Origin of the sequence: Actinomadura soli, assembly GCF_005889715.1 — a bacterium.
Taxonomy (GTDB): Bacteria; Actinomycetota; Actinomycetes; order Streptosporangiales; family Streptosporangiaceae; genus Spirillospora; species Spirillospora soli.
The window spans coordinates 1-25,464 of the sequence record NZ_VCKW01000123.1 but is presented as its reverse complement, the minus strand read 5'-3'; the positions used below and the strand labels follow the sequence as shown (position 1 = coordinate 25,464).

General features: G+C 70.7%; 22 protein-coding genes. 17 read left to right on the top strand and 5 right to left on the bottom strand.

What is annotated here, in order from left to right; translation table 11 throughout:
* Window positions 1-284: 284 nt before the first annotated feature.
* Complete coding sequence (locus tag ETD83_RS23020; RefSeq protein ID WP_230421107.1) at window positions 285-1,760, bottom strand: SDR family oxidoreductase; 1,476 nt, start codon at window positions 1,758-1,760, stop codon at window positions 285-287.
* A gap of 290 nt (window positions 1,761-2,050) precedes the next feature.
* Here ETD83_RS23020 and ETD83_RS23015 point away from each other — a divergent pair, with 290 nt between their 5' ends.
* The 4 genes from ETD83_RS23015 (at window position 2,051) to ETD83_RS23000 (ending at window position 4,991) form a co-directional block, all read left to right on the top strand.
* On the top strand, window positions 2,051-2,404 hold the full coding sequence (locus ETD83_RS23015; RefSeq protein ID WP_138647223.1) for a DUF3140 domain-containing protein: 354 nt from the start codon (window positions 2,051-2,053) through the stop codon (window positions 2,402-2,404).
* A 23-nt stretch (window positions 2,405-2,427) separates the two neighbouring features.
* Window positions 2,428-2,697, top strand: coding sequence for a hypothetical protein (locus tag ETD83_RS23010; RefSeq protein ID WP_138647222.1), 270 nt, complete (start codon window positions 2,428-2,430; stop codon window positions 2,695-2,697).
* Window positions 2,698-3,550: 853 nt separating this feature from the next.
* Window positions 3,551-4,087 (top strand): hypothetical protein, encoded by a 537-nt coding sequence (locus ETD83_RS23005; RefSeq protein ID WP_138647221.1) that lies wholly within the window; start codon window positions 3,551-3,553, stop codon window positions 4,085-4,087.
* Between the two features lie 223 nt (window positions 4,088-4,310).
* Complete coding sequence (locus ETD83_RS23000) at window positions 4,311-4,991, top strand: class F sortase (protein ID WP_138647220.1); 681 nt, start codon at window positions 4,311-4,313, stop codon at window positions 4,989-4,991.
* A gap of 561 nt (window positions 4,992-5,552) precedes the next feature.
* Here ETD83_RS23000 and ETD83_RS22995 read toward each other — a convergent pair.
* The gene (locus tag ETD83_RS22995) at window positions 5,553-7,124 is read right to left on the bottom strand and encodes a sensor histidine kinase (protein WP_138647219.1); all 1,572 of its coding nucleotides are present in this window, start codon (window positions 7,122-7,124) and stop codon (window positions 5,553-5,555) included.
* A gap of 110 nt (window positions 7,125-7,234) precedes the next feature.
* On the opposite strand from ETD83_RS22995, the gene ETD83_RS22990 reads away from it, so the two are divergent.
* Complete coding sequence (locus ETD83_RS22990) at window positions 7,235-8,017, top strand: ABC transporter ATP-binding protein (protein ID WP_138647218.1); 783 nt, start codon at window positions 7,235-7,237, stop codon at window positions 8,015-8,017.
* A gap of 4 nt (window positions 8,018-8,021) precedes the next feature.
* Window positions 8,022-10,586: an ABC transporter permease gene (locus ETD83_RS22985; RefSeq protein ID WP_138647217.1), complete on the top strand. Its 2,565-nt coding sequence runs from the start codon at window positions 8,022-8,024 to the stop codon at window positions 10,584-10,586.
* A 52-nt stretch (window positions 10,587-10,638) separates the two neighbouring features.
* Here ETD83_RS22985 and ETD83_RS22980 read toward each other — a convergent pair whose 3' ends face one another.
* Window positions 10,639-11,298: a response regulator gene (locus ETD83_RS22980; protein WP_138647216.1), complete on the bottom strand. Its 660-nt coding sequence runs from the start codon at window positions 11,296-11,298 to the stop codon at window positions 10,639-10,641.
* Between the two features lie 127 nt (window positions 11,299-11,425).
* Here ETD83_RS22980 and ETD83_RS22975 point away from each other — a divergent pair, with 127 nt between their 5' ends.
* The 5 genes from ETD83_RS22975 to ETD83_RS22955 all read left to right on the top strand — a co-directional run bounded on the left by ETD83_RS22975 (window position 11,426) and on the right by ETD83_RS22955 (window position 17,385).
* Window positions 11,426-12,889 (top strand): amidase, encoded by a 1,464-nt coding sequence (locus ETD83_RS22975; protein ID WP_138647215.1) that lies wholly within the window; start codon window positions 11,426-11,428, stop codon window positions 12,887-12,889.
* Between the two features lie 52 nt (window positions 12,890-12,941).
* The gene (locus ETD83_RS22970) at window positions 12,942-13,517 is read left to right on the top strand and encodes a TetR/AcrR family transcriptional regulator (RefSeq protein WP_171064383.1); all 576 of its coding nucleotides are present in this window, start codon (window positions 12,942-12,944) and stop codon (window positions 13,515-13,517) included.
* A 68-nt stretch (window positions 13,518-13,585) separates the two neighbouring features.
* Entirely contained in the window at window positions 13,586-15,055 is a 1,470-nt protein-coding gene (locus ETD83_RS22965; protein WP_205717824.1) for an MFS transporter, read from the top strand.
* Window positions 15,056-15,459: 404 nt separating this feature from the next.
* Window positions 15,460-16,431 (top strand): hypothetical protein, encoded by a 972-nt coding sequence (locus tag ETD83_RS22960; RefSeq protein ID WP_138647214.1) that lies wholly within the window; start codon window positions 15,460-15,462, stop codon window positions 16,429-16,431.
* A gap of 219 nt (window positions 16,432-16,650) precedes the next feature.
* On the top strand, window positions 16,651-17,385 hold the full coding sequence (locus ETD83_RS22955; RefSeq protein ID WP_138647213.1) for a class I SAM-dependent methyltransferase: 735 nt from the start codon (window positions 16,651-16,653) through the stop codon (window positions 17,383-17,385).
* A gap of 206 nt (window positions 17,386-17,591) precedes the next feature.
* On the opposite strand, the gene ETD83_RS22950 is transcribed toward ETD83_RS22955, so the two are convergent.
* Window positions 17,592-18,875: an FAD-dependent monooxygenase gene (locus tag ETD83_RS22950; RefSeq protein WP_205717823.1), complete on the bottom strand. Its 1,284-nt coding sequence runs from the start codon at window positions 18,873-18,875 to the stop codon at window positions 17,592-17,594.
* Between the two features lie 397 nt (window positions 18,876-19,272).
* Here ETD83_RS22950 and ETD83_RS22945 point away from each other — a divergent pair, with 397 nt between their 5' ends.
* From ETD83_RS22945 to ETD83_RS22935, 3 genes are read left to right on the top strand one after another with little or no spacing between them, the layout of a single operon-like run.
* A complete protein-coding gene (locus ETD83_RS22945) occupies window positions 19,273-20,223 on the top strand; it encodes an aliphatic sulfonate ABC transporter substrate-binding protein (RefSeq protein WP_138647212.1) in 951 nt (316 codons plus the stop codon).
* Window positions 20,220-20,978, top strand: a complete 759-nt coding sequence (locus ETD83_RS22940) for an ABC transporter permease (protein ID WP_205717822.1) — start codon at window positions 20,220-20,222, stop codon at window positions 20,976-20,978. The genes ETD83_RS22945 and ETD83_RS22940 overlap by 4 nt, the downstream gene beginning before the upstream one ends.
* The gene (locus ETD83_RS22935; RefSeq protein ID WP_138647211.1) at window positions 20,951-21,682 is read left to right on the top strand and encodes an ABC transporter ATP-binding protein; all 732 of its coding nucleotides are present in this window, start codon (window positions 20,951-20,953) and stop codon (window positions 21,680-21,682) included. The genes ETD83_RS22940 and ETD83_RS22935 overlap by 28 nt, the downstream gene beginning before the upstream one ends.
* Here the strand turns inward: ETD83_RS22935 and ETD83_RS46055 are convergent.
* Window positions 21,679-22,017, bottom strand: a complete 339-nt coding sequence (locus tag ETD83_RS46055; protein ID WP_205717821.1) for a LysR family transcriptional regulator — start codon at window positions 22,015-22,017, stop codon at window positions 21,679-21,681. The two genes, ETD83_RS22935 and ETD83_RS46055, sit on opposite strands and share 4 nt — an antisense overlap.
* 289 nt (window positions 22,018-22,306) lie before the next feature.
* Between ETD83_RS46055 and ETD83_RS22925 the strand changes: the two genes are divergently transcribed.
* The 3 genes from ETD83_RS22925 (at window position 22,307) to ETD83_RS22915 (ending at window position 25,404) form a co-directional block, all read left to right on the top strand.
* Window positions 22,307-22,855 (top strand): flavin reductase family protein, encoded by a 549-nt coding sequence (locus ETD83_RS22925; RefSeq protein ID WP_138647210.1) that lies wholly within the window; start codon window positions 22,307-22,309, stop codon window positions 22,853-22,855.
* Between the two features lie 180 nt (window positions 22,856-23,035).
* Window positions 23,036-24,229, top strand: a complete 1,194-nt coding sequence (locus tag ETD83_RS22920) for an SfnB family sulfur acquisition oxidoreductase (RefSeq protein WP_138647209.1) — start codon at window positions 23,036-23,038, stop codon at window positions 24,227-24,229.
* 17 nt (window positions 24,230-24,246) lie between these two features.
* Window positions 24,247-25,404 (top strand): LLM class flavin-dependent oxidoreductase, encoded by a 1,158-nt coding sequence (locus ETD83_RS22915; RefSeq protein WP_138647208.1) that lies wholly within the window; start codon window positions 24,247-24,249, stop codon window positions 25,402-25,404.
* Window positions 25,405-25,464 lie beyond the last annotated feature (60 nt).

The window sequence follows — 25,464 nt, the reverse complement described above, 5'->3', positions numbered from 1 at the left end:
ATAGCACCCAGTCGCCCACACCACACCCGCCCAAAGAGAACGACCAACCGCCGACGGCGTCACAGTGCCCTGGGGATGCTCACCCCGATCGAGTACGAGAGGATCCACCCCACCCGACAGCCGGCATGAGATTCCGGTAGACCGACACCACGTAACTCGGGGCACGTCAGCACCGTGTGACGCTGATGATGATCCCGAGCAGCCAGTGATCCAGGACGGCGGTGAACCGGGGCGGCGGAGTTCCCCGGTGGGTGGCCTGCGGAACCGGCGGCCGTTCCGACGCGTCACGGCGCCCGGCGCGAGTCAGCCGTTCCTTCCGTACGCTCCTGCTCGGCTGCGCGGGCCATGCCCCGGCACATCCCTCCGAAGATCCGGTCGTGGAACGGCCGGAACGCCCACCAGTACGCGTGCCCCGCCAGACCCCTGGGGTGGAACACCGCGCGTTGCGCGAGGACGGTGCGGGGGCCGTCCCGATGCACGCCGAACTCCAGCCAGGCCAGACCGGGCAGCCGCATTTCCGCGCGCAACCGCAGCAGCCGCCCCGCCTCGTTCTCCTCCACCCGCCAGAAGTCCACCGTCTCCCCGACGCGCAACCGGTGCGGGTCCCGGCGGCCGCGCCGCAGCCCGACCCCGCCCACCAGCCGGTCCAGGGCGCCGCGGACGCGCCAGGCGATCGGGAACGAATACCAGCCGCGTCCCCCGCCGATCCCTTCGATGACCTCCCACAACCGCTCGGGCGTCGCGTCCGTCCGGCAGGCTCGCTCGTCGGTGTAGAGGCTGCCGCCCGCCCAGGCCGGATCGGTCGGCAGCGGGTCGCTGGGAGCGCCCGGTGTACTCGCCGACGACCACCGTGTCGCGACGTCGGCGTCGCGGACCCGGCGCAGTGCCAGCGCCACAGAGCGCTCGAAACCGACCGGCCCTTCAGGCGGCGGAGGCAGGTACTCGGCGATGTCGTTCTCGGCGCACACCACCTCGTTGCGCAGCGACTCCACCAGCGGACGCGCGAGGCTGCCGGGAACAGGCGTGATGGCCCCCACCCACAGACTCGACAACCACGGGCTCAGGACGGGAACCGGCACGATGATCCGGTGCCTGAGCCCGGCCACGGCGGCGCAGCGTCGCATCATGTCGGCGTAGGTGAGGATGTCCGGGCCGCCGATGTCGAACCCGCGGTTCACGTCCGCGGGCAGGTCGGCGGCGGCCACCAGGTAGTGCAGGACGTCCCGGATCGCGATCGGCTGGATGCGCGTGTGCACCCACCGCGGCGTGACCATCACCGGCAGCCGCTCGGTCAGGTAGCGCAGCATCTCGAACGACGCCGAACCCGAGCCGATGATCACCGCGGCCCGTAGCCACACCGCCGGGACCCCGCTGCCGAGCATGATCTCGCCGACCTCGGCACGCGACCGTAGATGCGCGGACAGTTCCTCCTCGGGGTTCATGCCGCCGAGATAGACCAGGCGTGCGATCTCCGCCTTCCGCGCCGCGCCGGCGAAGGTGCGGGCCGCCCGGCGGTCGGCCTCCGCGAAGCCGCCCTTGCCGCCGATCGCATGGATCAGGTAGTAGGCGACGTCCACTCCGTCCAAAGCGCGCCGGGTCGCCGCGGAATCGGTGGCATCGGCCTCCACGATCTCCACGCGTCCGGCCCAGGGGTGATCACGCAGCCGCCGGGCCGAGCGGGCCATGCATCGCACCCGGTGGCCGGCGTCCAGCAGTTCCGGCACGAGCCGGCCGCCGATGTAGCCACTGGCGCCGGTCACCAGGCACAGCCGTTCCTCTGCGGCGCTAGCGTCCACCGCCTGTTGAGTTTCTGCCGGGGCTCTCGCCTCGCAGCCGATCGTGCCGCCTGGCCGGTGTCCCTCTCGTCCAGTTCGCCGCGCTCCCCCGGAGCCCTCGGCGTGGCGCGTGTCGGCCCGGACGTCGAGCAGCGACCGCGGGCGGTGGTGGAAGGCGAAGCCGTGTCGATCGGGTTCTGCGGGCATGTCCATCTCCGGGTTGACCAGGTGTTCTGTGGTGACTACCCGTCTCGGGGGCGGGTACCGCGAGGCACATGGGCAAGAACAGGACCAAAGATCTCGATGCGCGGGACGAGGAGGTGGCGGCCGAGTTCGCCAGGGTCGTCAATATGGGTCCCGAGGAACTGGAGCGCTGGCTGGAGACTGAAGAATCGCAGTCGGTCGGCCAGAAGGACGGCGGCGGAGAATCGACCGGCCATGCGTCCGGCCGCAGGATCGTCAAGCTTCTACGCACGAAGAGCTCGGACCTGAGCGAACGGGACTACGCGCACATGAGAAAGGTCGTCGGCCACGTCCATCGCCATCTCGCGCAGCGGCCTTCCGGCGACGTCACGGAGACCAAGTGGCGCTACTCATTGATGAACTGGGGCCACGACCCGCTGGAATGACGTCAAGGACGCAGGACGTTCTCATGTCCGGCGCCGTCCTCATGGCCGTCGTCGCGCTGTCGGCGCCGCCGACCTCCGCCGACGCGGCGGGTCCGCCCTCGGAACCGTCCAGATGTCTGACCCTGCCGTTGATGCCGAAGGGTTTTTACAAGATCGCCGACGGCTACTTCGGCTGCGATGTCTGCAGCATGGACGGCGACTACGGCATCGCCCACGGACACTGGCCCGACTACCGCGGCGTCCTGCACTTCATCGGCATGGACGTCTACGACGCGTTGTACGTCTACCCCTGAGAGATTCTGTCCCCGCGGTTGCCGGGCCTGTCCAGCTACCACCTCTCCTGTGTCAAGCGGCGACGAGCTACGACCCTCGGGGCCCGATAGGAGCAGCAGGAGCGTTCCCTGCATCGGGTCACCGCACCGTCTTGGAATCGCCTCGCCCGGCTCCTGTGGTCGGGCGGTCGGGCGAGGCATCTGTTGCCCGTACATCTGTGCTGTCCGCCGTCTCACCAAACCTTGGGACCGCGAAGCCCGGCACCAGCGGGTGCGACTGCAGCACCGGCTCGGCATCGACGAAGGCGGCACTGGCCAGATGCGCCGACACCATGGCCGAGACACCGGTAGGCGGAGCGCACCGACGTCTGCAAGAACGGCGGCGCGTCCGGCAACGCCGCGTCCTGCCGAGCCCGGGCGGTGACGGCCAGCAAGCGGCGGATGAGGCCGGAGGTGTCCAGCCGGCCACCGACCTCGGCAAGAGCAGCGATCTCCCGATCGGGAAAGCTGCGATGCCGCACCAGGTGCGCGCGACGCTTGACCCGCCGTAGCCGCACTCCTGAGTCGGTGAACTCGATATCGGATTCTCACAGCCCGATGATCTCCTCGGGCGCGTGTCCGGTGGCCGCCCCAGCAGCACCCGAAAGGCATGCAGGTCGCCGCACGCGGATAGAGCATTCCGGCTTCAATCAGACCGAAATCCCCAAGTACGGCTGGAGCGCCAGAAATGTCGCCGTTGCCCTACATGATCGGTTTATCGATTCGAGATCCGCCTGGGTGGGGCTTTCACCATGCCTAGCGATCACTATTCCCAGTATTTGCGACCAGAGTGACATGTGTGGCATCCCTCCGGGCAGCGTGATCAAGAAAGGCGATGCCGGAAACCTCCGGCAAACGCCGAGATCACTTGTTCGAGGGAGAAAAAATGAGGAGTAGTGCGCGTACCGGCATGGCGGTCGCGGCGGCCGGGGCGGCGGGCAGCCTGACCCTGCTGAGCGGCGGTGCCACCGCCCTGGCGGCGACGACCACCGCATCGCCGGAGAAGCCCACTGTCAGCAGCATCTGCCGTTACGAGGTCACCGCGCGGGACGGGCTCAGGGTTCACCAGACGCCGCGAGGCAAGGTGATCCCGCCGGCGCTGAAGTTCGGCACGCACCTCAACGCGGACTGCAAGACGAGCCACGACGGCTGGGTCGAGCTGCGCGGGGACGTGCCGGTGGAGCAGCGCCATGGCTGGGTCTTCGCAAAGTACCTGAAGCGGATCAAGCCAGTCGGCGGCGTCTCCGCCGGTGGCGGCGGCACCTCCGTGGCGGCGAACCCGATGCTGGCCGGTGCCGGCATCGGCGCGCTCGTCCTTGGCGCGGGTATCGCGATCTCCGCGCGGCGCCGCCAGGCGAGGAACGTCGCCTGAGGTGCGGAGCGGACCGTTCGGCGGCCGGCCGGTCACCCAAGGTGGCAACCGGCCGCCGTCTCCTTCCGCCTCCCGGATCGGTGATATTCCGCCGCATTCGAGATAGATGAATTGTCGGCCCCCTATTAAGGAGGATAGTTTACGTTGAACGTGAGAATTCCTTTGGTGCTGCCGGGTTCAGGGCGGCGGGTCCGCAGCAGTACAAAAGGTCTCGGCTGAGCCCATGAGCGAGGCAAAGCCAAGCAGCCGATCGGTCCATCTGCGGTACTGGCTGGCCGCCGTGATCACCTCGACGGGCATCGCCCTGTGCGTCGTCGGGTTCCGGCCGACCGGCCTGGACGCACCACCGCAACCGCCCGCGTCGGTCGCGGACATGCCCAAGGCCCCGGCCCCGAACCCGGAGCAGGCACTTCCCGCATCCGTCCCGAAACAGATCAGGATTCCGTCCATCAAGGTCGACGCACCGGTCGTCCCGGTCGACGTCCAGCCCGACGGGGCGCTTGGGGTACCACCGCTAAGCCGCGTCGACGAGGTCGGCTGGTACCGGGCCGGGCCGACGCCGGGCGAGAACGGTCGCAGCGTCCTGGTCGGCCATGTCGACTCCAAGAAGGAGCCGGGTGTCTTCTACAGTTTGGGCGCGCTGCGCCAGGGACGCCGGATCGAGGTCGTCCGCAAGGACGGCACGGCAGCGGTCTTCCGCGTCGACGGCGTCAAGCGCGTCTCCAAGGACAGGTTTCCGACCGAGAGCGTCTACGGAGACGAAGGCGGGCCGGAACTGCGTCTCGTCACCTGCGGCGGCAACTTCGACCGCGAGCGGGGCCACTACGACGACAACATCATCGTCTACGCGTCCCTGATCCCCGGCTCCCCGAACGCCGAGAACGGGGGCAAGCAGCCCGACTGACGAGCCCCCACCTCACCAAGGCAAGGCGGTGGACGCTCATCGCGCCCGCTCCACGGCGACCGCCCGATAACCCTGCAAGTGCCGCACACGTGCCGCGGTCCACACGACCCTCGCGGGCGCCGGGCCGTCGGCAACTCGACCCGGGCCGCGGGATTGTCGCTGATCAGCCCTCGATGGATGGGGGCGTTGAGTGTGGTCCGCAGCGTCGCCCGGATACGGTTCAGTGTGGCCGGCGTCAGCGGCGTTCTCGTGCTTGATGGTGGGGGGCGGTGCTCGCGAACACCGCCGGCAGGTGCGCGACCGATAGTTCGGCCAGCACCACCGTGCCCAGGTAGGGGCCAGGTAGAGACGGACGTGGCTCGCGTACCCACTGATGAAGGACGCCGCGCCGGTACGGGTGGCGAGCCAGTGCGTGAGCAACTCGCCCACCGTCACCAGCCCAACAGCCCGAACTGCACAGTGGTGAGCTTTTCTGTTGTACACCCGAATCAGAACGGTCCTACCAGGAGCAACTGCCACGATGCTCCCCTCCCGCCATGGCCGCGCTGGATTCAAAGGGCTTCACCCAACGCGGGACAGCACGACCTTGTCTTTGTGGGACAGGCGTCCGGCCGTAAAGCACAGTTGGTAAGCGGGGGTGAATGAGTCGGGGTCCGTGCCGTAGTAGCGGCATTCGTCGGCGCCGTTCGGGCGGGCGGGGCGGTGTTCTGGACGAAGCTGTCGCGCCGGAAGGCGGTCTTCCACCACCTGTTGCGATTCGCCGATGCGCAGCTCGTTGTACTTGTGTTTCTCAAGCAAGCTGCTATCAGTGCCATGATCGTTGAGCGCCATGAAGAGCAGAAGCACGGTGATACCGGCCGTGGGCAGCCCGATGGTGTGCAGCGCTCTGCGGCGTGCGGTGCGGCGCGTCGTCGCGGCGTGTTCGCGGGTGGTGGAGGCGGCGCGTGGCGGGGTCGCGGGCGCGCCTGCGGACAGGGGCAGGTGGGCGGTGACGGTGAACCCCTTCGCGGTGGGGTGGGCGTGCAGGGTGCCACCGGCCTGGCGGACGCGTTCGTCCAGGCCGATGAGGCCGTGGCCGTTCGCGTTCTGCGGCGGGACGGGCGGTGTCGTGCCTACGGCGGGCGCGTCGTTGGTGACGGTGACGACCGCGTTCCTGCCGTCCCGGGACATCGTCACCGTGATGGGCGCGCCCTCGGCGTGTTTGGCGGCGTTGGTCAGTGCCTCTTGGACGACCCGGAAAATCGCCCGTTCCGTCATCGGCGGCAATGCGTCGCCGTCGCTGAGGAGGTCGTCCAGCGTTACGGGTATCCCGGAGGCTTTCGCGTTGTGCACCAGTACGGCCACTGATTCCCCGGCCGGACGCAGCGGCGCTGTTTCGTCGCCCTCGCGCAATACCTGGATTACCTCGTGCAGGCGGCGGGCGGCCGCTGCCGCGGACCGCCGCAATTCCTCGGCGGCCTCCCTTCCTTGAGGGGAGGTGTCGGCGGCCACCTTCAGGCCGCCCGCGCGGACCGCGATCAGGGCCAGGTCATGGCCGAGGGAGTCGTGCATGTCAGTGGCGATGCGCGCGCGTTCGCGCAGCCGCGCCTGGTGGACGACCAGATGCCGTTCCCTTTCCAGCCGTTCGGCGAGCTGCCAGCCGGCGCGGTCGAGTTCGGCGCGCTGCCGCATTCCCTGACCGGCGAGCCAGGGCAGCACGAACACCAGCAGCACGTTGGCGACGAGCGTGCCGCCGTCCTCGAAGTCCGCGTCAGGCGCCGCGAGCAGCGCCAGGCCGCCCGCCCCGAGCACCCCGGCGAAGAGCCACAGCGCCGGGGGCCGGTCGGCGGCCCGGTGGCCGAGCAGGAAGGCGAGCGTCACCTGCGCGACCGCGAAACCGACCGCCGTGTGCAGTTCGGGCGAGGCCGCCAAGCCCAGCGCGGCCGGGACGGCGGCCGCCGCCACCGGACGGCGGCGGGAGATCAGCACGGCGAGCGCCAGCAGCGGCGCGGCCGCGATCCGCATCCAGCCGAGCGGCAGGCCGGTCGGCGCGAAACCGTCGTGGTCCGGCAGGAGCAGCGGGGCGGTGATCGCGAGGCACAGCAGCAGATCGGCGGCCCGCGCACCGCCCGGGAACCGTCTCGCGTACTCCATGTCGTCACGCTACGTCCGGCAGGCCGCCGGAGACCTCTGTCGAAAGTCAGATGCGCACTGTGCCGATCGGGCGAGGCCCCGTCCTGGCTCGGCTTCCTACGTTCGACGGCATGAGCGAAACGATCCCTGAGACGTCGGAGGGCGGCGCGGCGGACGCGGTCGCCGCCCGGGCCGAGGACCTGACCAAGGTCTACGGGCAGGGCGAGACGGAGGTGGTGGCGCTGGACCGGGTGACCGTGGCGTTCGGCCGCGGCCGGTTCACCGCGATCATGGGGCCGTCCGGCTCCGGGAAGTCCACGCTGATGCACTGCATGGCGGGCCTGGACAGCATCTCCGCCGGCTCGTCCCGCATCGAAGAAGTGGAGCTGACCGGGCTGGACGACAGACGCCTCACCCGGCTCCGCCGCGACCGGATCGGTTTCGTCTTCCAGGCCTTCAACCTGCTGCCGACCCTCACCGCGTCCGAGAACATCACCCTGCCCCTGGACATCGCCGGCCGCCGCCCCGACCCGGGCTGGGTCGAGCGGATCGTCACCACGCTGGGCCTGGCCCGGCGGCTCGGGCACCGGCCGGGCGAACTGTCCGGCGGCCAGCAGCAGCGGGTCGCGCTGGCCCGCGCGCTGGCCGGCAGACCGGCGATCATCTTCGCGGACGAGCCCACCGGCAACCTCGACTCGCGAGCCGGCGCGGAGGTGCTGGGCTTCCTGCGCGACTCGGTGCGCGACCTCGGGCAGACCGTTGTCATGGTCACCCACGACCCGGTCGCGGCCTCGTACGCCGACCGGGTCGTCTTCCTCGCCGACGGGCGCGTCGCGGGTGAGCTGCACGAACCCACCGCCGACCGGGTCCTGGACCGGGTGAAGGCCCTCGACTCCCCCGGGACGGTGAGCTGAGCCGATGATCCGCACCGCGTGGCGCAACGCGCTGGCCCACAAGGCCCGGCTGGCGATGACGATGCTCGCCGTGCTCCTCGGCACCGCCTTCGTCTCCGGCACCCTGGTCTTCACCGGCACCCTCTCGGGCGCCTACACCAGGAGCTCCGAGAAGAGCTTCACCGACCTCGACGTCCAGTTGCGGTCCGCCACCAACGCGGGCGGCCACGACACGCGCCGCCTCCTGGACGAGCTCTTGCTGCGCCGGGCCGCGGCCCTGCCCGGCGCGCAGCGCGCCACCGGCACCGTCTCCGGCTTCGCCGCGCTGGCGGACAGACACGGCAAACTGGTCGGCCAAGGCTGGAAGACACGCGGCGTCGGCTACAGCAGCCCTGGTCACGGACGCCCCGCACATGGCAGCGGCGCCCCCGGCAACGGAGCCTCCGTCGACGGCGGACCCGGGTTTTCGATGGTCGAGGGGCGGGGGCCTGTGGCCGCGGGTGAGGTCGCGCTTGATGTCAAGACCGCTGAGCGCACCGGTTATCGCGTCGGCGACAGCGTCCGGCTGTCTGTGTCCGGGCCCGTCCTGGTCGGGAAGGTCACCGGGCTCTTCCGTACCGACGACGGGAACGTCGCCGCCGGCGGCACCCTCACCCTCTTCGACACCGCGACCGCCCAGCGGCTGTTCGCCGCGCCCGGCCACTACAACCAAATCGACCTCACGGCCGCCCCGGGCACCACGCCCGAGCGGCTCAAGCGGGAGGCCGCGAAGCTCGTCCCGCACGGCGTCGAAGCCGTCACCGCGGCCGAACTCACCGACGAGCAGGCGGACGAGAACACGACAAGTTTCAGGCAGCTCGCACAGGTGCTCCTCGGCTGCGCGGGGATCGCGCTGTTCGTCGGCGTCTTCTTGATCGTCAACACGTTCACCATGCTCATCGACAGGCGTACCAGGGAGCTCGCTCTGCTGCGCGCGGTCGGGGCGACGCGCGGCCAGGTGGTCCGGGCGGTGCTGGCCGAGGCCGGACTGGTCGGGCTGGTGGCCGGTGCGGCCGGGCTGGCCTGCGGTGTCGGCGTCGCCGCCGTGGTGCGCGCGGTGCTGTCCGCCGCCGGTGCGAACCTGCCGGACGGGCCGCTGGTCGTCGGGGCCGCGCCGGTCGCCGCCGCGCCCGCGCTCGGCGTTGGCGTCACCGTGCTCGCCGCCTGGGCGCCCGCCCGCCGCGCCGCGAAGATCCCGCCGGTCGCCGCGCTGAGCGCCGTGCACGCACCGCCCGGCGCGCGCTCGCTGGCGGTGCGCAACACCGTCGGCGCCGTGCTCGCCGCCATCGGGGCCGTCCTCGCCGCCGCCGCGAGCGCCATTCCGGGCGGACGGATCGCGCTGGGGCTCGGCGCCGTGCTGCTGATGGTCGGCGTGCTGGTTCTGACGCCGCTGCTGTCCCGCCCGGTGATCGCCGCCGCGGGACCCGCGCTGCGCCGCTTCGGGACGGCCGGACGGCTCGCCGGGCAGAACGCCGTCCGCGACCCGCGCCGCACCGCCGCCACCGCGTCCGCGCTGACCATCGGGCTCGCCCTGGTCGCCTGCCTGAGCGTGATCGGCGCGAGCGCGAACAGGACGGTCAAGGAGCTGGCCGCGTCCAACTGGCGGGCCGACTACCAGATCACCATGGCCAACGACGGACCGCTCACCGCCGGTACCGAGGCCGCGCTGCGCAGGCTGGGCGAGGTCACCGCCACGTCCCCGCGACGGGAGGTCCCCGCGCAGGTCAAGGGGGCCGAGCCGACCGTGGTCGGGTTCCGCGCGTCCGACATCGACCGGCTCCTCGACATGCACTTCGCCGAGGGCTCCTTCGCCCCGGGGAACACCGCCGTGGTCGACAGGAAGACCGCCGACTCCAACGGCTGGAAGCTTGGCGACACCATCCAGGTCACCTGGCCGGACGGCTTCCGAAGCTCGCTGAAGCTCACCGGCATCTACGTCAACCGCCTCGACGGCGGCGTCAAGACGGACATCTCCGTGATGGATCCGCACCTCAACCGCGTCACCGACAACCAGATCATGGTGAAGACCGAGGGCGGCCCGAGTGAGCGGGCCGAGGCGGCCCTCCGGCGGACGCTCGGCGACAGCCCAGCGATCAAGGTCGAGAACAAGGACGAGGTCGTCGGCGGCATCACGGGCACGGTCGGGCTCGTGCTGAACGTCCTGTACGGGATGCTCGTCCTCGCCGTTGTCATCGCGGTGCTCGGCGTGGTCAACACCCTGGCGATGTCCGTGCACGAACGCGCGCGGGAGATCGGCCTGCTCCGCGCGGTCGGCCTGGACCGCGCCGAGGTCCGGCGGATGATCCGCCTGGAGGCGGTGGCGATCTCGCTGCTCGGCGGGGTGCTCGGCGTCCTGCTCGGCGCCTTCCTCGGCTGGGCGCTCGGGGAACTGGTCGCCTCTCTGGGCTTCGACTCCTGGACGTTGGTGCTGCCTTGGGGGCGGCTCGTCCTGGTCGTCGGGGCCGCCGCGCTGGTCGGCGTCACGGCGGCGGTGTGGCCGGCCCGGCGCGCGGCGCGGCTCGACATACTCGCCGCGATCAGGACCGAGTGACGCGAGCGGCGGACGCGCGCTCCCCGGGCCGGCCCCGCCGCCCCGGGGAGCGCTAGTCCTCGGCGTCCACCAGGCCCGCCTCGTATGCCAGCAGCGCCGCCCGGACGCGGTTCTTCACGCCCAACCTGCTCAGCAGGGCGCTGACGTGCGTCTTGACCGTGCCCTCCACCAGGAACAGCCGCGCGGCGATCTCCGTGTTGGACAGTCCGGTCCCCACCAGGGCGAGCACCTCCCGCTCCCGCGGCGTGAGCGCCCGGAGGCGCTGCCTGGCCGCCGCCTGCCGTCCCACCCGGACGCCGCTGACCTGCTGGATCACCCAGTGCGCGACCTCCGGCGACAGGTACGAGGCGCCGCCATAGGCGGCCCGCACCGCCATCACCAGCTCCCGCGGGTCGCCGGACTTCAGCAGGAAGCCGCTCACCCCGCAGTCCAGCGCCCCGGCGATGTACTCGTCCTCGGAGAACGTGGTGAGCATCGCCACTGCGACCTCGGGCAGCGCCCGGCGGAACTCCGCCGCCGCGGCGAGGCCGTCCAGCACCGGCATCCGGATGTCCAGCAGGACGACGTCCGGCCGGTGCGCGCGGGCCAGTTCGAGGGCCTCCCGCCCGTTCCCGGCCTCGGCGACCACCTCGATGTCCGGCGCGCCCGCCAGGAGGGCCCGGACCCCGGCCCGCATCATCGCCTCGTCGTCGGCGACCAGCACTCGGATCACGTCCCGAACGCTACCGTCCCGCCTGGATGGACGGCGCACGCCCAAGCACGCCGATCACGCGCACCGTCCCCGCAGCACATCACGGCCGCACATTGACGACATACATACTAGTATGTATCTTCCTCTCATGACGACGAGCCATGCCACCAACGAACCTCCCGCCGGCCCGGCAGTATCCGGCGACTCCGAGGTGCACTACGCGGGCTTGCTGGAAGTCGCGGCACGGATACGCGACCGCGAACTCACGCCGGTCGAACTGACCGAGGCGCTGCTGGCGCGGATCGAACAGATCGATCCGACGGTGGGCGGTTACGCCACAGTGACGGCGGATACCGCCATCACCCAGGCCAGGACCGCGGAGGCCGACATGCAGGCGGGGCGCTATCGAGGGCCCCTGCACGGTGTGCCGATCGCGGTGAAGGACAATATCTTCACCGCCGGTGTCGTCACCGCGGCAGGCTCCACGATCCACTCCGACCATGTGCCCTCGTACGATTCGACGGTGGTCCAGCGTCTGGCGGAGGCGGGTGCGATCCTGCTCGGCAAGCTGCAACTCACCGAGGGCGCATTCGCCGAACACCATTCGTCGGTCACGCCGCCGCGGAACCCGTGGAACCCCGGCTACTGGTCAGGTGCCTCGTCGAGTGGTTCGGGCGTCGCGGTTGCGGCCGGTCTCGGATTCGGCGCCCTGGGTACCGACACCGGCGGGTCGATCCGGTACCCTTCGGCGGCTAATGGCGTCACCGGTATCAAACCGACATGGGGCCGGGTGAGCAGGCATGGCGTCTTCGCACTCGCCGCCAGCCTCGACCATGTCGGTCCGATGGCGCGCTCGGCGGCCGACGCGGGAGCGATCCTCGGTGCGATCGCCGGGGCGGATCCGCGTGATCCGACGGCGCAGGCCGTGCCGGTGCCCGACTATCTGGCCGGTCTTGACGCGTCCGTCGGTGACCTGCGAGTCGGTGTGGACCGCTCCTACAACGAGACAGGCGTCGACTCGGAGACCATCCGGATGCTCGACGAGGTCGTGGCCGTCCTGCGCCATATGGGCGTGACGATCGTGGAGGTCACCCTTGCCGGCGCCACCGCCATCAACGCCCTGTGGCCACGCTATGCCGGCGTCGAGACCGCGCTCGCGCACCACGAGACCTTCCCCTCGCGTGCGTCGGAATACAACCCGGTGGACACGCCCGGCTCGATCGCCGGACTCATCGCGCTGGGTCACACGGTGTCTGGGACCGAACTGATGCGCGCACACCATCAGCGGCTCGCGTTCACCAGCGGGCTGACGCACACCATGCGCGACGTGGACGTCCTGCTGGTTCCGGTGCAGCCGACCACGAGTCTCACGCTCGCGCAGAAGGACTCGCTGTACGCCGACGCCGAAGCCTTGACCGATTTCCTGCGCTTCGTCACTCCGTTCGATATGTCCGGCAACCCGACGATCACCCTGCCGGGTGGCTTCGGCGAGGATGGTATGCCGCTGGGGTTCCAGTTCGCCGGCCGCGCGTTCGACGAGGAACTGCTGATCCGGCTCGGCGACGCCTACCAACGCGAAACCGACTGGCACCTGCGGCATCCGGAGCTGTGAATTACGGCCGGAGGGTTCGGCCGCGCGAACACCGCACCGCACGCTTGGAGGCATGATGAAACCGGACGCTCGTGACCGTCTGATCGAGGGCACGCGTGAACTGTTGTGGGAGCGCGGGTACGTCGGCACCAGCCCGACCGCGATCCTGTCGCGCTCCGGTGTCGGTCAGGGCAGCATGTACCACCACTTCGCCGGCAAGCCCGACCTGGCGCTGGCGGCGGAGCAGCGCAGTGCGGAATTGATGCAGCAGCAGATCGTGGACGCGTTCGCCGTGAAGGGCACCGCGTTCGAACGGATCTCGGGATATCTGGGGCGCGAACGCGATGTGCTGCGCGGTTGCAGCGTCGGCCGGCTCACGGCCGACCCGGACATCATGGCGGACGAGAAGCTGCGCGCACCGGTCCGCGAGACCTTCGAGGTACTGCACGAGAACCTCCGGCGCACGATCGCCGAAGGCGTGGCCGCGGGTGAGTTCGCCGACGACCTGGACACCGACGAGATCGCTTCCACGATCGCAGCCGTAATCCAGGGCGGTTACGCGCTCGCCCGCGCGGCGCAAGCCGTCGCACCCTTCGACCGCGCCGTACGAGGGGTGCTGTCGCTTCTGCGGGCGAGCGCCCGCCCCTGACCCGAACGGGCGCCTTCCCGCGGCCGTCATCGCCTTCCCGGGCGAAGTTCCCACATCCAGGAGCGACCGTGTCGTCCGATGCCGCCCAAGAACAAGCCCCGCCACGCGGTTCCGCCTTCGCCACTGGTCGGGCACTCGGTCTGACCGGCCTGTGCCTGGGCACCGCGCTGATCATCATGGAAGCGAACGTGGTCAACGTCGCGATGCCGGCGATCCGGGCCGACCTTCGCGCGGGCCCTGCCGGTGCGCTATGGATCATCGACGCCTACACGCTCGTGTTCGCCGCACTGCTGCTGTCCGCCGGCCGGCTGGGGGATCGGATCGGGGCCCGACGTGCCTACGTGGTCGGATTGGGCTTGTTCACCGCCGCCTCGATCGTCTGCAGTCTGGCCCCCGCCACAGGGCCGCTCATCCTCGGCCGCGCGTGCCAGGGGCTGGGCGCGGCGCTCCTGGCCCCGGCACCACTGACACTGATCACCCGCACCTTCACGGCGACCGCCGAACGCACCAGGGCGATCGCGACATGGGTGAGCGTGGGCGGTGCCGGATTCATGATCGGCCCGTTCGTTGGCGGGCTGCTGGTCGACACCATCGGGTGGCGCAGCATCTTCCTGCTCAATATCCCCGTGGCCGCCGTCGCCGGATGGCTCGTCATACGCAACGTGAGCGAGGTCCCGTTGCGACGCGTGGCCTTCGACATCGGCGGCCAGGTCATCGTGGTCGGCGGCCTCGCCGCCACCGTGTGGGCACTGGTGGAGTCGAGCGTCGCAGGCTGGCTCGACCCGGCCGTGCTGACGGCGCTCATCGGCGGCTGCGCCGCCCTTGTCGTTTTCATCGCAACCCAGTTCCGCTGGTCACGACGGGGACGGGAAGTTCTGCTTCCGCCGGCTCTCATCGCCGCCCGTCCCGTCCTCGCGGGTCTGCTCGGCGGTGCGACGTACAACTTCACCCTCTACGGGATGCTGATCGTTTACACGCTCGGCTTCCAACAGTCCCGCGGTTACTCGGCATTCCAGACCGGAATGGCCTTTCTTCCCTTGACCGTCGCCGCCACACTCGCCGCGATCTTTCTCGGTGCCCGCTTCATCACCGCATTCGGACCACGCGCGGGCCTGGCCACCGGAATGACCCTCTCGGCGACGGGGCTGGCCTTTCTCACCGCCGCCTCCGCACCGTATCCGCTCGTCGCGGTCGGCTTCTGCATATTCTCCGCCGGAATGGGGCTGTCCGCACCTGCTCAGACACTCACGGTGATGACCTTCGCACCCGACCAGCACAAGAACATGGGGTCGAGCGCCCTGAACACGGCTCGGCAGACAGGTGGAGTGATCGGGGTCGCGCTGCTCGGCGCGATCGCCACGACCCATCCCGCCGCCGGCACTCCGATCACCATGGGAATCGCCATCGGCACATGCATGATCACAGCCGCGACCGCACTACGGCTCATCCCACCCGAAAAACCTGGTACCCGCACAAGGCGGCCAAGGCGCCCCCGCCCTGAACGCACCTGGGGAGATCGACGGAAGTGCGACAAGTAGACGCGAGACAGGGGTCATGGTCACTCGCGCCGCCCCTCACCGCGATCGTTCCCGCCCCATGCCCGGAGGCTCTGCCAGCGGTCCCCGGTCGGCGCCAGGTGGTGGGAGAGCAAGGACCGAACAGCGAACCGGTGCCGCGCAAAGACCTCCCCGACGTCCAATCACGTACAACCGGCTTGTGCCCGGCGTGCCACCGGGCTTTTGAACGCAGTCCCCCGTACGGGTGAGGCGTCGGATACCTACGGGCGAGTCGCGGGATCGGGCGGCGGGGGAGGCTGACGGGGACGAACGCATCCTGGAGGTCACGCGTGAACATCCTGCCCGCGTCCGATCCTCTGCCGGATTCGCTCCGTTGGTGGCGGCGGTGGCCGTCATGGGCGGGTTATGCCGCCGGTGGATGGGCCTTGCTGTACGGCGGTGTCCTGCTCGCGATCAGCATGGGCGGCAGGACGCTGTACGGCGTCCCGTACCTGGGCTGGACGGCCGCGACCGTGCTCGTCATGGCGGCGGGCCTGGCCCTGACGACGGTGCGTGAGTGGGGCCGGAGGCTACCGCCGTCGGTGGTGTCGGCCGGGCTGTGGACGACGGTGGCGCTCGCGCTGGCGGGCAGCGTGTTCGTGCTGCTCAACCTCATCGAACTGGTCGTGGACGGCACCGTGCGCGACCGCGAAGGCCACCCGGACTGGGACGGATTCGGCCAGCGGCTCGGCTTCGCCGCCGTGGCGGCCTTGTTCCTCGCGACGGCCTTGTCGTGGCGGCATCGCACGCGGAACACCTGCCCACGGTGCGGCCGCGCGGCCCACCCGCCGGGATCGGTGGCGGCGGTCGCGCGTCCCGCACCTCCGGCGTCCCGCCGCATCCACCGCATCGCCCGCCTCGGCGGCCTGGCCGTCGTCCCCTACTACACGTGCCACCTGCTGCGTTTCGCCGACACACCACCGTTTCGCGGCGGCGACCTGGCGGCCCCTGGCGACCTGTTCATCCCCGCCTTCGTCCTCGGCACCGCGCTCCCCGCCGAATTCCTGCTTCAAGGACTGGTGCGCGAATGGGGAATGATCTTCCCGCGCTGGACGCGGTGGCTGTCCGGCAGGCGCGTGCCGCGCCTCCTGCCCATAACGCCGGTCTGGCTGATCGCGCCCACCCTCGCGTCCTACGGGACGGGCGCCTGTATCTACCTCCTCCTCCAGTTCACCGGCGTGCTGGACATGGACGGCTCACCCGCCGAGTACCTCCTCGGCTGCTCCGCCGCAATCGGGTTCGCCGGGTACGGATGGTCCCTGGCGATAGCGGGCGTGTCCTACCAGCGACGAACCCGGCCCCGTTGCGTCCAGACGGGGAATCCGCACATTGGCGACGAGCACGCCCGGCTCAGTTGACAGCATCCGTACTGCGGACGAGTGGAACTGTTGTGCGCCTAAAGGTAGGGGAATGATTTCTCAGCGGGACAGGAGCGCAGGCTAGCCACCGGATTGAGTAGGGAGCGCTGCCCAGAGAAGCTGAGCCATGTGTTGTCCGAGCGTGGGGGCCAGCACGCCCTCGCATGGACCACTGACGCGCAATCGCCCCGAGCGGCCGGTTCGTGGCAGAGTGGCGGGATGCCTGGCGCGCGGTACGGGATGGATGCGCCCTACGGGTTCGGCTTCGTGGGCCTGGTCGTGCTGGGGTTCTGGGTGACCGGGCTGGTGATGGCGGTCACCGCCGATCTGGCCGCCGCGCTGCCCGCGCTGGTCTCCGGCACCCTGCTGGCGGGATGCCTGGCCCTGAGCCTGCACGCCACGCTGCGCGGCAAGTTCCTGGTCTGGCGGGACGTGCTGGACGAGCTGGACCTGCGTGGCGACGAACGGCTGCTCGACCTCGGCTGCGGACGCGGCGCCGTCCTGTTAGCCGCCGCCCGGCACCTCCCGCAGGGCCGGGCGGTAGGCGTGGACCTGTGGCGCGGACGGGACCAGTCCGGCAACACCCCGGCGGCGACCCTGCGCAACGCCCGCGCCGAAGGCGTCGCCGACCGCGTTCACGTGCAAGGGGGTGACCTGCGCAGACTCCCGTACGCGGAGGCAAGCTTCGACCTGGTCGTGTCCAGCCTGACGGTGCACACCATCTTCGGCGCGGACGCCCGCGCCCAAGCGATCGCCGAGGCGTACCGGGTGCTGCGGCCGGGCGGCCGCCTGCTGATCGCCGACCTGGCGCGGACCCCCCGCGAGTACGCCGCGGTGCTGGCCCGGCTGAACGCCCAGGACATCCGCGTGCGCGGCCTCGGCTGGCGCGCGTGGTGGGGCAGTCCGTGGGTCCCGACCCGCCTGCTCACCGCCCGCAAACCAGCCACCCCCTGAACACACCTACCGGCACGATCCAGGCCCCATGGTCACCTGGCGTCCGACGAGCAGCCTCGATTCGGCAGGACCACCATCGCCGTCATCGCGGTGTCGGCCGCGCCGGCGGCCATCGCCCCCGTTGGTCGCCGGCACCATCAGGGGCACCCCATTTCACCCCTGGGATTTGCGATCCTGGTCTGCGGACATGTCGTCATCAGTGCCACCTACGGCTTGGCCGAGGAGGTGATCGGTGATCCGGTCGGGGCTGCGGAGTCGGGCACCCCGGCGTAGTCGGGGAGTTCGATGCCGTTGATCGCGCGCCCGACCAGGTCGGCGAACCATTCGCCGGCGAAATCGGGGAGCGGCTCGGCGTCTGGCCCGGGGACCTCGCGGGTGCGGGCGTTCAACCGGCCGATCTCCTGGTTGGCCTCGACGAACGGGCGCATCCGCGCCTCGTAGCGGGCGAACCCGGCGTCGGGGTCCCATCCGGCGGCGGCCAGCTCCCCGGCCAGCACGTAGGCGCCGACCAGCGCCAGCCCGGTGCCCTGCCCCGACATCGGCGAGGAGCTGAACGCCGCGTCCCCGAGCAGCCCCACCCGTCCACTCGACCAGCGGTCCATCACCACCTGGGCGACCTGGTCGAGGTAGAAGTCCGGGGTGTCGTCCAGGTGCGCGAGGATGTCCGGGGCCAACCAGCCCAGGCCCGCCATCCGCTCACGCAGCAGGACCTTCTGGGCCGCGACGTCACGGTAGTCGACGTCGAAGTCGGACGAGGCGAAGTAGAACATGGCCATCGCACGGGTGGCGTCCTGGAAGGGCCGCAGGAGGGCAGAGCGTCCGGACTCCTGGTCCTGGTGCTCGAGCAGCCAGCGGTCCAGCCCGAACTCGTTGGGCACACTGTAGAAGGCCAGCACGTGCCCGAGGTGGCGGAGGAACCGCTCATGCGGCCCGAAGACCATCGCTCGCAGCGCCGAGTGCAACCCGTCGGCCCCGACCACCAGGTCGAAGCGCCGCCGGTTGCCGCCCGCGAAGACCACGTCGACCCCGTCCGCGTCCTGGGCGAGCTTCGCGATTCGGTCGCCGAAGACGTACTCGACGCCGTCGCGGGTGTCGTCGTAGAGCACCTGGGACAGATCCCCGCGCAGGATCTCGATGTCCGCGATGAACCCGTCGCCACCGTCGTCGTCGGCACGGAAGGTCTCCAGGACTTGCCCGTCCGCGTCCACGGTGTGGGCGCCGGCGGTGTCGGTGCACGCCGCGCGCACCGCAGCGTCCAGCCCCATGCGCCCGATGACCTCCCTGGCGACCCCGCGCGCGTCCACCGCCTGCCCGCCGGGACGCAGCTCAGGAGCCTGCTCCACCACGGTCACCTCGGCGCCCCGCCGGCGCAGCCAGTGGGCCAGCGCCGGTCCCGCGATGCTCGCCCCCGTCACCAACACCGTGGGACCGCTCACCCGCGTCCCCTGCTCGCCAGTCCGGATCTCCTGCTGGGAGTCGTCGACGCTCATCACTGCCTCCATGTGCTTCCTCCCGCGCTGGAATGTCCCAGCGCGGCCCCACCGCTGTCGGTGTCCAGCCGTATCGACCACGGATCCGCACAAAACTCATCGGGACGACCGAAATCACGTCCGCGCCACCGCAAGCACCCTGAACTCGGCATGAGCGAGTGTTGATGGCCAGCCGAAGGCTCGCGTCCCGGCGGGCGTGTGGTCGGAAGGCTCCTGCGCCGGGAGCCGTCCCGCGTCCCGTATGAGGCTCTCAGCGCGGGACCTCCACGATGTCACCGAGGAATGGTGCACCGCGGAGAGGTGACCGGCGGCGGTTCACCGGCGAATAACCTAGTCAACTGGTCGGTTTTGTCCTATATGCTCTTGCTGATTTCGACCTGGCAAGGAGCTTGGACACATGCGCCGCATCATCGCCGCCCTCACGGGACTCTTCCTGCTGCTCGGATCGGGAACGCTCACCGCGTGCGGGGGTGAGCAGGAGGCCGGCGCGTCCGGCGGGGCGCTGCGCGTCGGCTACCAGCGGTTCGGCGGGCTCAGCCTGCTCAAGGCGCGGAACGCGGCACCGCAGGGCACGAGCTGGTCGCTGTTCGAGAGCGGCCCGGCGCTCACCGAGGCGCTCAAGGCCGGATCGATCGACATCGGCCAGGTCGGCGAGGCGCCGCCGATCTTCGCGGCGGCCGGACGCGTCGACTTCAAGATCATCGGCACCTCGGCGCCCGTCCCCAAGGGTGAGGCGGTGCTGGTGAAGGAGAGCAAGGGGTTCCGGTCGTTCAAGGACCTCAAGGGCAGGACGATCGGGCTCAACAAGGGCTCCAATGTGCACTGGCTGCTGCTCCGGCTGCTGGAGTCCAACGGGATGACGACCAAGGACGTCCAGGTCAGGTATCTCAAGCCGGCCGAGGGACGGCCCGCGTTCGACAACGACCAGATCGACGCCTGGGTCATCTGGGATCCGTACTTCGCGCTGGCCGAGCGGCCCGGGGTGAAGATCCTCGCGGACGCGAGCGGGCTGGCCAACAACCGCGAGTACGTCCTGGTCTCGCCCGAGGCGCTGGAGGAGAAGCCCGAGCAGATCAAAGCGTTCCTGCAGCAGTACCGGCAGTCCACCGACTGGGGGATCGCCAACCCGGCGGAACGCGCGAGGATCCTGGCGCCGGAGCTGAAGATCCCCGAGAACACCACCCAGCGGGCGCTGGCCCGCAGCGCGCAGCCGCTCGCCCCCGTGGACGCCGCGGTCGGCGCCGAGCTGCAGAAGATCGCGGACGGGTTCACCGGGCTGGAGCTGATCCCCGGCAAGGTCGACATGAAAGCGCGGGTGGACGAGCGGTACTCGGGGATCTTCAAGTGAGCCTCCGGGTCCGGCGGCTGACCACGCCGATCATGCTGCTGGCGGTCTGGGAGGGGACGGCACGCGCGGGCGTCCTCGCCCCGGACAAGCTGCCCCCGCCCAGCGCGGTGCTGGAGGCGGCGTGGCGGCTGTCCCGGGACGGCACGCTCGGCACCTCCCTGCTCGACTCGCTGCAACGGGCGGTGCTCGGGCTGCTGATCGGCGGCACGCTCGCACTGGTCCTCGGCTCGGTCGCGGGGCTGCTGCGCGCCGGCGATGACCTGGTCGACCCGACCGTCCAGGCGGCCCGGATGCTGCCGCACCTCGGGCTGGTCCCGCTACTGATCATCTGGCTGGGCATCGGGGAGTCGCTGAAGGTCACGCTGGTGGCGCTGGGCGCGTTCTTCCCGATCTACCTCAACACCTACGCCGGCATCCGCGACATCGACGAGCGGCTGGTCGAGGCCGCCCGCACCTGCGGGCTGACCTGGTCGGAACGCGTCAGGCATGTGGTGCTGCCCGGGGCGATGCCCTCGCTGTTCCTCGGGCTGCGGCTGGCGTTCGCCGCCGGGTGGCTGAGCCTGGTCGTCGGCGAGCAGGTCAACGGGCAGAGCGGGCTCGGCTTCATGATGATGGAAGCGCGCGAGTTCTCCCAGACCGAGGTCGTGGTGCTGGGCCTGCTGGTGTACGCGCTGCTCGGCCTGCTGTCGGACCTGGCCCTGCGGATGGGAGAGAGGAGGCTGCTGACATGGCGACGCGGACTGCAAGCCGCCTAGTCGAGGCCGCCCGCGTGCGCCGCTCGTTCGGCGGCACGGTCGTCCTGGACGGGGTCGACCTGGCCATCGACCGCGGCGAAGTGGTCGCGCTGCTCGGCGCCAGCGGCTCGGGTAAGAGCACGCTGCTGCGCATCCTGGCCGGGCTCGACGGCGAGGCGTCCGGGAACGTGTCGGTGCCCGCCTCGCGCGCCGTGGTGTTCCAGGAGCACCGCCTCCTTCCGTGGAAACGGGTGGCGGCGAACGTGACGCTGGGCGTCCGCACCAAGAACGCCGCGTCCCGAACCGCCGCCGCACTCGCCGAGGTCGGCCTGGCCGACCGCGGCGACGCCTGGCCCGCCGAACTGTCCGGCGGGCAGTCCCAGCGGGTCGCGATCGCCCGCGCCCTGATCCGCCAGCCCGAACTGCTCCTGCTGGACGAGCCGTTCGGCGCCCTGGACGCCCTCAACCGGCTGAAGATGCAGGCCCTCTTCAGCCGCCTTCGCGCCGTCCACGAGTTCGCGGCGCTCCTGGTGACCCATGACGTGGACGAGGCGATCCTGCTGTCCGACCGCCTCCTGGTCTTGGACGACGGCCACATCATCGAGTCGATCGACGTCGACCTGGACCACCCCCGGGCCGTGGACACCCCCGGCTTCGCCACCCTGCGCCGCCGCCTCCTGACCCTCCTGCGCGTCCCGGCCGCCCCGGACGAGGCCCTCTCCTAGGGCGCGTCGTGCCGACCGACCGCTTTCTCATGCGACTGATAGAGATCAGTCGGAATGCGGGCGGCCCACCACGGCATTCCTCGTGGCGCACGTGCGGGCTTAACGGTCTCTTCGATCGTCACCTCGGGAGCCGCGCTGCGTGGGCCTTGAGCAGGTCGAGGAGGCGGCCGACCTGGGCGGGCGGGTGGCGGGTGCGGGAGTGCTGGGCGACGAGGAGGACGTCCGGGCCCTCGGTGATCAGCGGCCGGCTGTGACATGTGCAGGGCCTCGCTGGCCCGGCGCATCGACCCCAGGCGGGTGACGGCCGCGACGCACTCCAACTGCTCGATACGCATGGCTCCCCCGTGAGCGTGCCTGCAAGGTTCGGCCTATCACCCCGTCAGGAAGACCACATTGACCTGGGACGGGCGACATCCGACAATCTTAACTATGTTTGTCGGAAATATCGAGAATCTGAGGTTCGCTGCGCGCTCAGCCAGGTCCACAAGGCGCGGGACGTCGACGACTGGACCTTGAACCGGCGCGCGCCCGAGTTCTCGCTCTGTCGCTGACCTCCGCCCCAGCCGGTTCGGTCGGCGGCCGAACCGGTTCGTCCCTGCCCTCCCTGCCGAAGGAGTGATCGACATGACCGCAGTCGGCGTCGACCTGCGCCGTGTCTACGGTGCGTACCCGACCGGGGTGACGGTGGTCGCGGGACTGGCAGGCGGGAGCCCCGCCGGCCTCGCCGCCAGCTCGTTCGTCCCGGTGTCCCTGGATCCGCCGATGGTGTCGGTGTGCGTCGCGCACACCTCGACGACCTGGCCGCTGCTGCGCGGACTCCCCCGGATCGGGATCAGCGTGCTGGCCGCCCACCAGGCGCACGTCGGGCGGCGGCTCGGTTCCCGCGCCGCGGACCGGTTCGCCGGCGTCGGCTGGCGCGCCACCCCGGACGGATGCGTGCACATCGAGGGCGCGGCCGCCTGGTACGACTGCTCCATCGAGCGGCAGTTCCGCTCCGGCGACCACGACATCGTGGTCTTCCGCGTCAACGACCTCGACGCCCAGGCCGGCGTCCCGCCCCTGGTCTTCCACGGTGGCACGTTCCGTGACCTGGCGGACGTCCCGATCACGGAACGCTCCACCGCCGACTCCGGTTCGCCCCCGGCGCGCAGGGACCCGCTCCGGCGATCTTGAGAGTTGGGCCGATCACGCGCCTGGCACCGCCGGGCAGCGGATCCGCGCTGGTGCCAGGGCCCCAGGGATCACGGCGAGTGGGGCCATCGTCAGCCAAAGCCTATTTCCCCTATAATCGACCTATTAACTAGGATAAAGGAGCCGCATGACCCGCCACCGACCGGACCGGAGGGGACGATCATGCCCGCCGCGGTGATCCGGAGTGACGAGGCGGCGCTGGAAACGGCCGCCGAGCTGGGGGCGGAGTTCGCCGAGCGCGCGGCCGAGCGCGACGCCCATCGCATCCTCCCGGAGGCCGAGCTGGAGCGGCTGTCGGCGAGCGGGCTCCTGGCGATCACCGTTCCGGCGCGCTACGGAGGGGCGGATGTGCGGGCCGATACGCTGGCCGAGGTGTTCTGGTCACTGGCCGCGGGCGATCCCAACATCGCGCAGATCCCGCAGAGCCATGTCGTTTACCTGCGCGTCCTGGCCCAGCAGGGGACGCCGGAACAGCAGAAGTTCTTCTTCGGCGAGGCGCTGGCGGGCAAGCGGTTCGGCAACGCGCAGTCCGAGCGGGGCACCAGGCACGTCCAGGAGTACACGACCCGACTCGTCCCGGACGGGACGGGCGGGTTCGTGCTGACCGGCACCAAGTACTACAGCACCGGTGCGTTGTTCGCGCACTGGGTTCCCGTCCTGGCACAACTCGCGCGGGACGGCGAGGACCGCCTGCATGTGGCCTACGTCCCCCGGGACGCCGAGGGCCTGGAGGTGGTGGACGACTGGAACGGCATGGGTCAGCGCACCACCGCCAGCGGCACGGTCCATCTTCGGGACGTGCGCGTCCCGGCCGACCACGTGGTGCCGCATCATCTGACCTTCACCGGTCCGCAGGTGCACGGGGCCACGGCGCAACTGCTGCACACGGCGATCGACGCCGGCATCGCGTCGGGCGCGCTGCGCGAGGCGGTGCGGTTCGTCAACTCCCAGAGCCGCCCCTGGTTCGAGAGCGGCGCCGACACGCCCGGCGGCGACCCGCTGCTCGTCCAGCGGTTCGGGGAGCTGGCCGTCACCGAGCGCGCCGCCCGCGCCCTGCTCGCCGAGGCCGGACGCGCCGTCGAGCACGCCCGGCACGACCTCACCGACGAGAACGCGGCGCGGGCCTCCATCGCCGTGGCCGCCGCCAAGACCTATGCGGACCGGGCCGCGGTCGAGCTCACCAACGCACTGTTCGAGGTCTCCGGCACCCGCTCCGCCCTGGACGAGCTCAACCTCCACAGGTACTGGCGCAACGCCCGCACGCACACCCTGCACGACCCCGTCCGCTGGAAGGTCCAGCACATCGGCCGGCACGTCCTCAACGGCACGCCCCCGCCCCGCCACGGCGTCATCTAATGGAGAGGGAATCCCCCGTGACCTTGACCTTCCACTGGTTCCTGCCCACCTACGGCGACAGCCGCTACATCGTCGGCGGCGGGCACGGCCTGCCGGCCGGCGCCGCGAGCGGCGACCGCCCGGCGACCTTGGGCTATCTCGGGCAGGTGGTGCGCGCGGCCGAGGAGATCGGCTTCGTCGGCGCGCTGACCCCGACCGGGGCGTGGTGCGAGGACGCCTGGCTCACCACCGCGCCGCTGGTGGAATCCTCGGAGCGGCTGAAGTTCCTGGTGGCCTTCCGTCCCGGGCTGCTCAGCCCGACGCTGGCCGCGCAGATGGCCGCCACCTACCAGTGGCACTCGGGCGGACGGCTGCTGCTGAACGTGGTCACCGGCGGCGAGCAGCACGAGCAGCGCGCCTACGGCGACTTCCTCGACAAGCCCGCACGGTACGCGCGTACGGACGAGTTCCTGCACGTCGTCCGCTCACTGTGGAAGGGCGAGAAGGTCGACTTCCACGGCGCGCACGTCCAGGTCGAGGAGGCCCTGCTCGGCCGCGTCCCCGACCCGGTCCCGCCGGTCTACTTCGGCGGCTCCTCCCCCGACGCCGGACGGGTCGCGGCCCGGCACGCCGACGTCTACCTCACCTGGGGAGAACCGCTCGCCGCCGTCGCCTCGAAGATCGCCTGGATCCGGGAACTGGCCGCCGAGCGGGGACGCCGGATACGGTTCGGCATCCGCCTGCACGTGATCTCGCGCGACAGCGCCGAGGAAGCCTGGGCCCAGGCCGGGCGGCTGCTGGCCGGGGTATCGGACGAGGCGATCGAAAAGGTGCAGGCGAACCTGCGCCGCAGCGAGTCCGAGGGCCAGCGCCGGATGCTCGAACTGCACGGCGGCGCCGCCAAGGGCCTGCGCGAACTGGAGGTCGCCCCGAACCTGTGGGCGGGCGTGGGCCTGGTGCGCGGCGGCGCCGGGACGGCCCTGGTCGGCAGCCACGAAGAGGTCGCCGACCGCATCACCGAATACGCCGAACTCGGACTGGACGAGTTCATCCTCTCCGGCTACCCGCACCTGGAAGAGGCGTACTGGTTCGGCGAGGGCGTCCTGCCGATCCTGCACCGCCGCGGGCTCTGGACGCACCCCACCGGAGATCCGGCCGACACCACCCCCGCCGCCGTGCCGTTCTCCGCCTCCTGAGCCACGCGGCGCGGCGCGGCGTGGGCAACGGACCCCCTTGAGGAGGCAACGGGGCCGGGC

What these genes read in the sequence shown, in the direction of transcription:
- ETD83_RS23015 (WP_138647223.1), top strand. Translation starts at nt 2,051, where the DNA reads ATGGGCAAGAACAGGACCAAAGATCTCGATGCGCGGGACGAGGAGGTG.
- ETD83_RS22920 (WP_138647209.1), top strand. Translation starts at nt 23,036, where the DNA reads ATGCCCGCCGCGGTGATCCGGAGTGACGAGGCGGCGCTGGAAACGGCC.
- ETD83_RS22970 (WP_171064383.1), top strand. Translation starts at nt 12,942, where the DNA reads ATGATGAAACCGGACGCTCGTGACCGTCTGATCGAGGGCACGCGTGAA.
- ETD83_RS22985 (WP_138647217.1), top strand. Translation starts at nt 8,022, where the DNA reads ATGATCCGCACCGCGTGGCGCAACGCGCTGGCCCACAAGGCCCGGCTG.
- ETD83_RS46055 (WP_205717821.1), bottom strand. Translation starts at nt 22,017, where the DNA reads ATGCGTATCGAGCAGTTGGAGTGCGTCGCGGCCGTCACCCGCCTGGGG.
- ETD83_RS22975 (WP_138647215.1), top strand. Translation starts at nt 11,426, where the DNA reads ATGACGACGAGCCATGCCACCAACGAACCTCCCGCCGGCCCGGCAGTA.
- ETD83_RS22955 (WP_138647213.1), top strand. Translation starts at nt 16,651, where the DNA reads ATGCCTGGCGCGCGGTACGGGATGGATGCGCCCTACGGGTTCGGCTTC.
- ETD83_RS23005 (WP_138647221.1), top strand. Translation starts at nt 3,551, where the DNA reads ATGCCGGAAACCTCCGGCAAACGCCGAGATCACTTGTTCGAGGGAGAA.
- ETD83_RS22950 (WP_205717823.1), bottom strand. Translation starts at nt 18,875, where the DNA reads ATGAGCGTCGACGACTCCCAGCAGGAGATCCGGACTGGCGAGCAGGGG.
- ETD83_RS23010 (WP_138647222.1), top strand. Translation starts at nt 2,428, where the DNA reads ATGTCCGGCGCCGTCCTCATGGCCGTCGTCGCGCTGTCGGCGCCGCCG.
- ETD83_RS22935 (WP_138647211.1), top strand. Translation starts at nt 20,951, where the DNA reads ATGGCGACGCGGACTGCAAGCCGCCTAGTCGAGGCCGCCCGCGTGCGC.
- ETD83_RS23000 (WP_138647220.1), top strand. Translation starts at nt 4,311, where the DNA reads ATGAGCGAGGCAAAGCCAAGCAGCCGATCGGTCCATCTGCGGTACTGG.
- ETD83_RS22925 (WP_138647210.1), top strand. Translation starts at nt 22,307, where the DNA reads ATGACCGCAGTCGGCGTCGACCTGCGCCGTGTCTACGGTGCGTACCCG.
- ETD83_RS22995 (WP_138647219.1), bottom strand. Translation starts at nt 7,124, where the DNA reads ATGGAGTACGCGAGACGGTTCCCGGGCGGTGCGCGGGCCGCCGATCTG.
- ETD83_RS22945 (WP_138647212.1), top strand. Translation starts at nt 19,273, where the DNA reads ATGCGCCGCATCATCGCCGCCCTCACGGGACTCTTCCTGCTGCTCGGA.
- ETD83_RS22990 (WP_138647218.1), top strand. Translation starts at nt 7,235, where the DNA reads ATGAGCGAAACGATCCCTGAGACGTCGGAGGGCGGCGCGGCGGACGCG.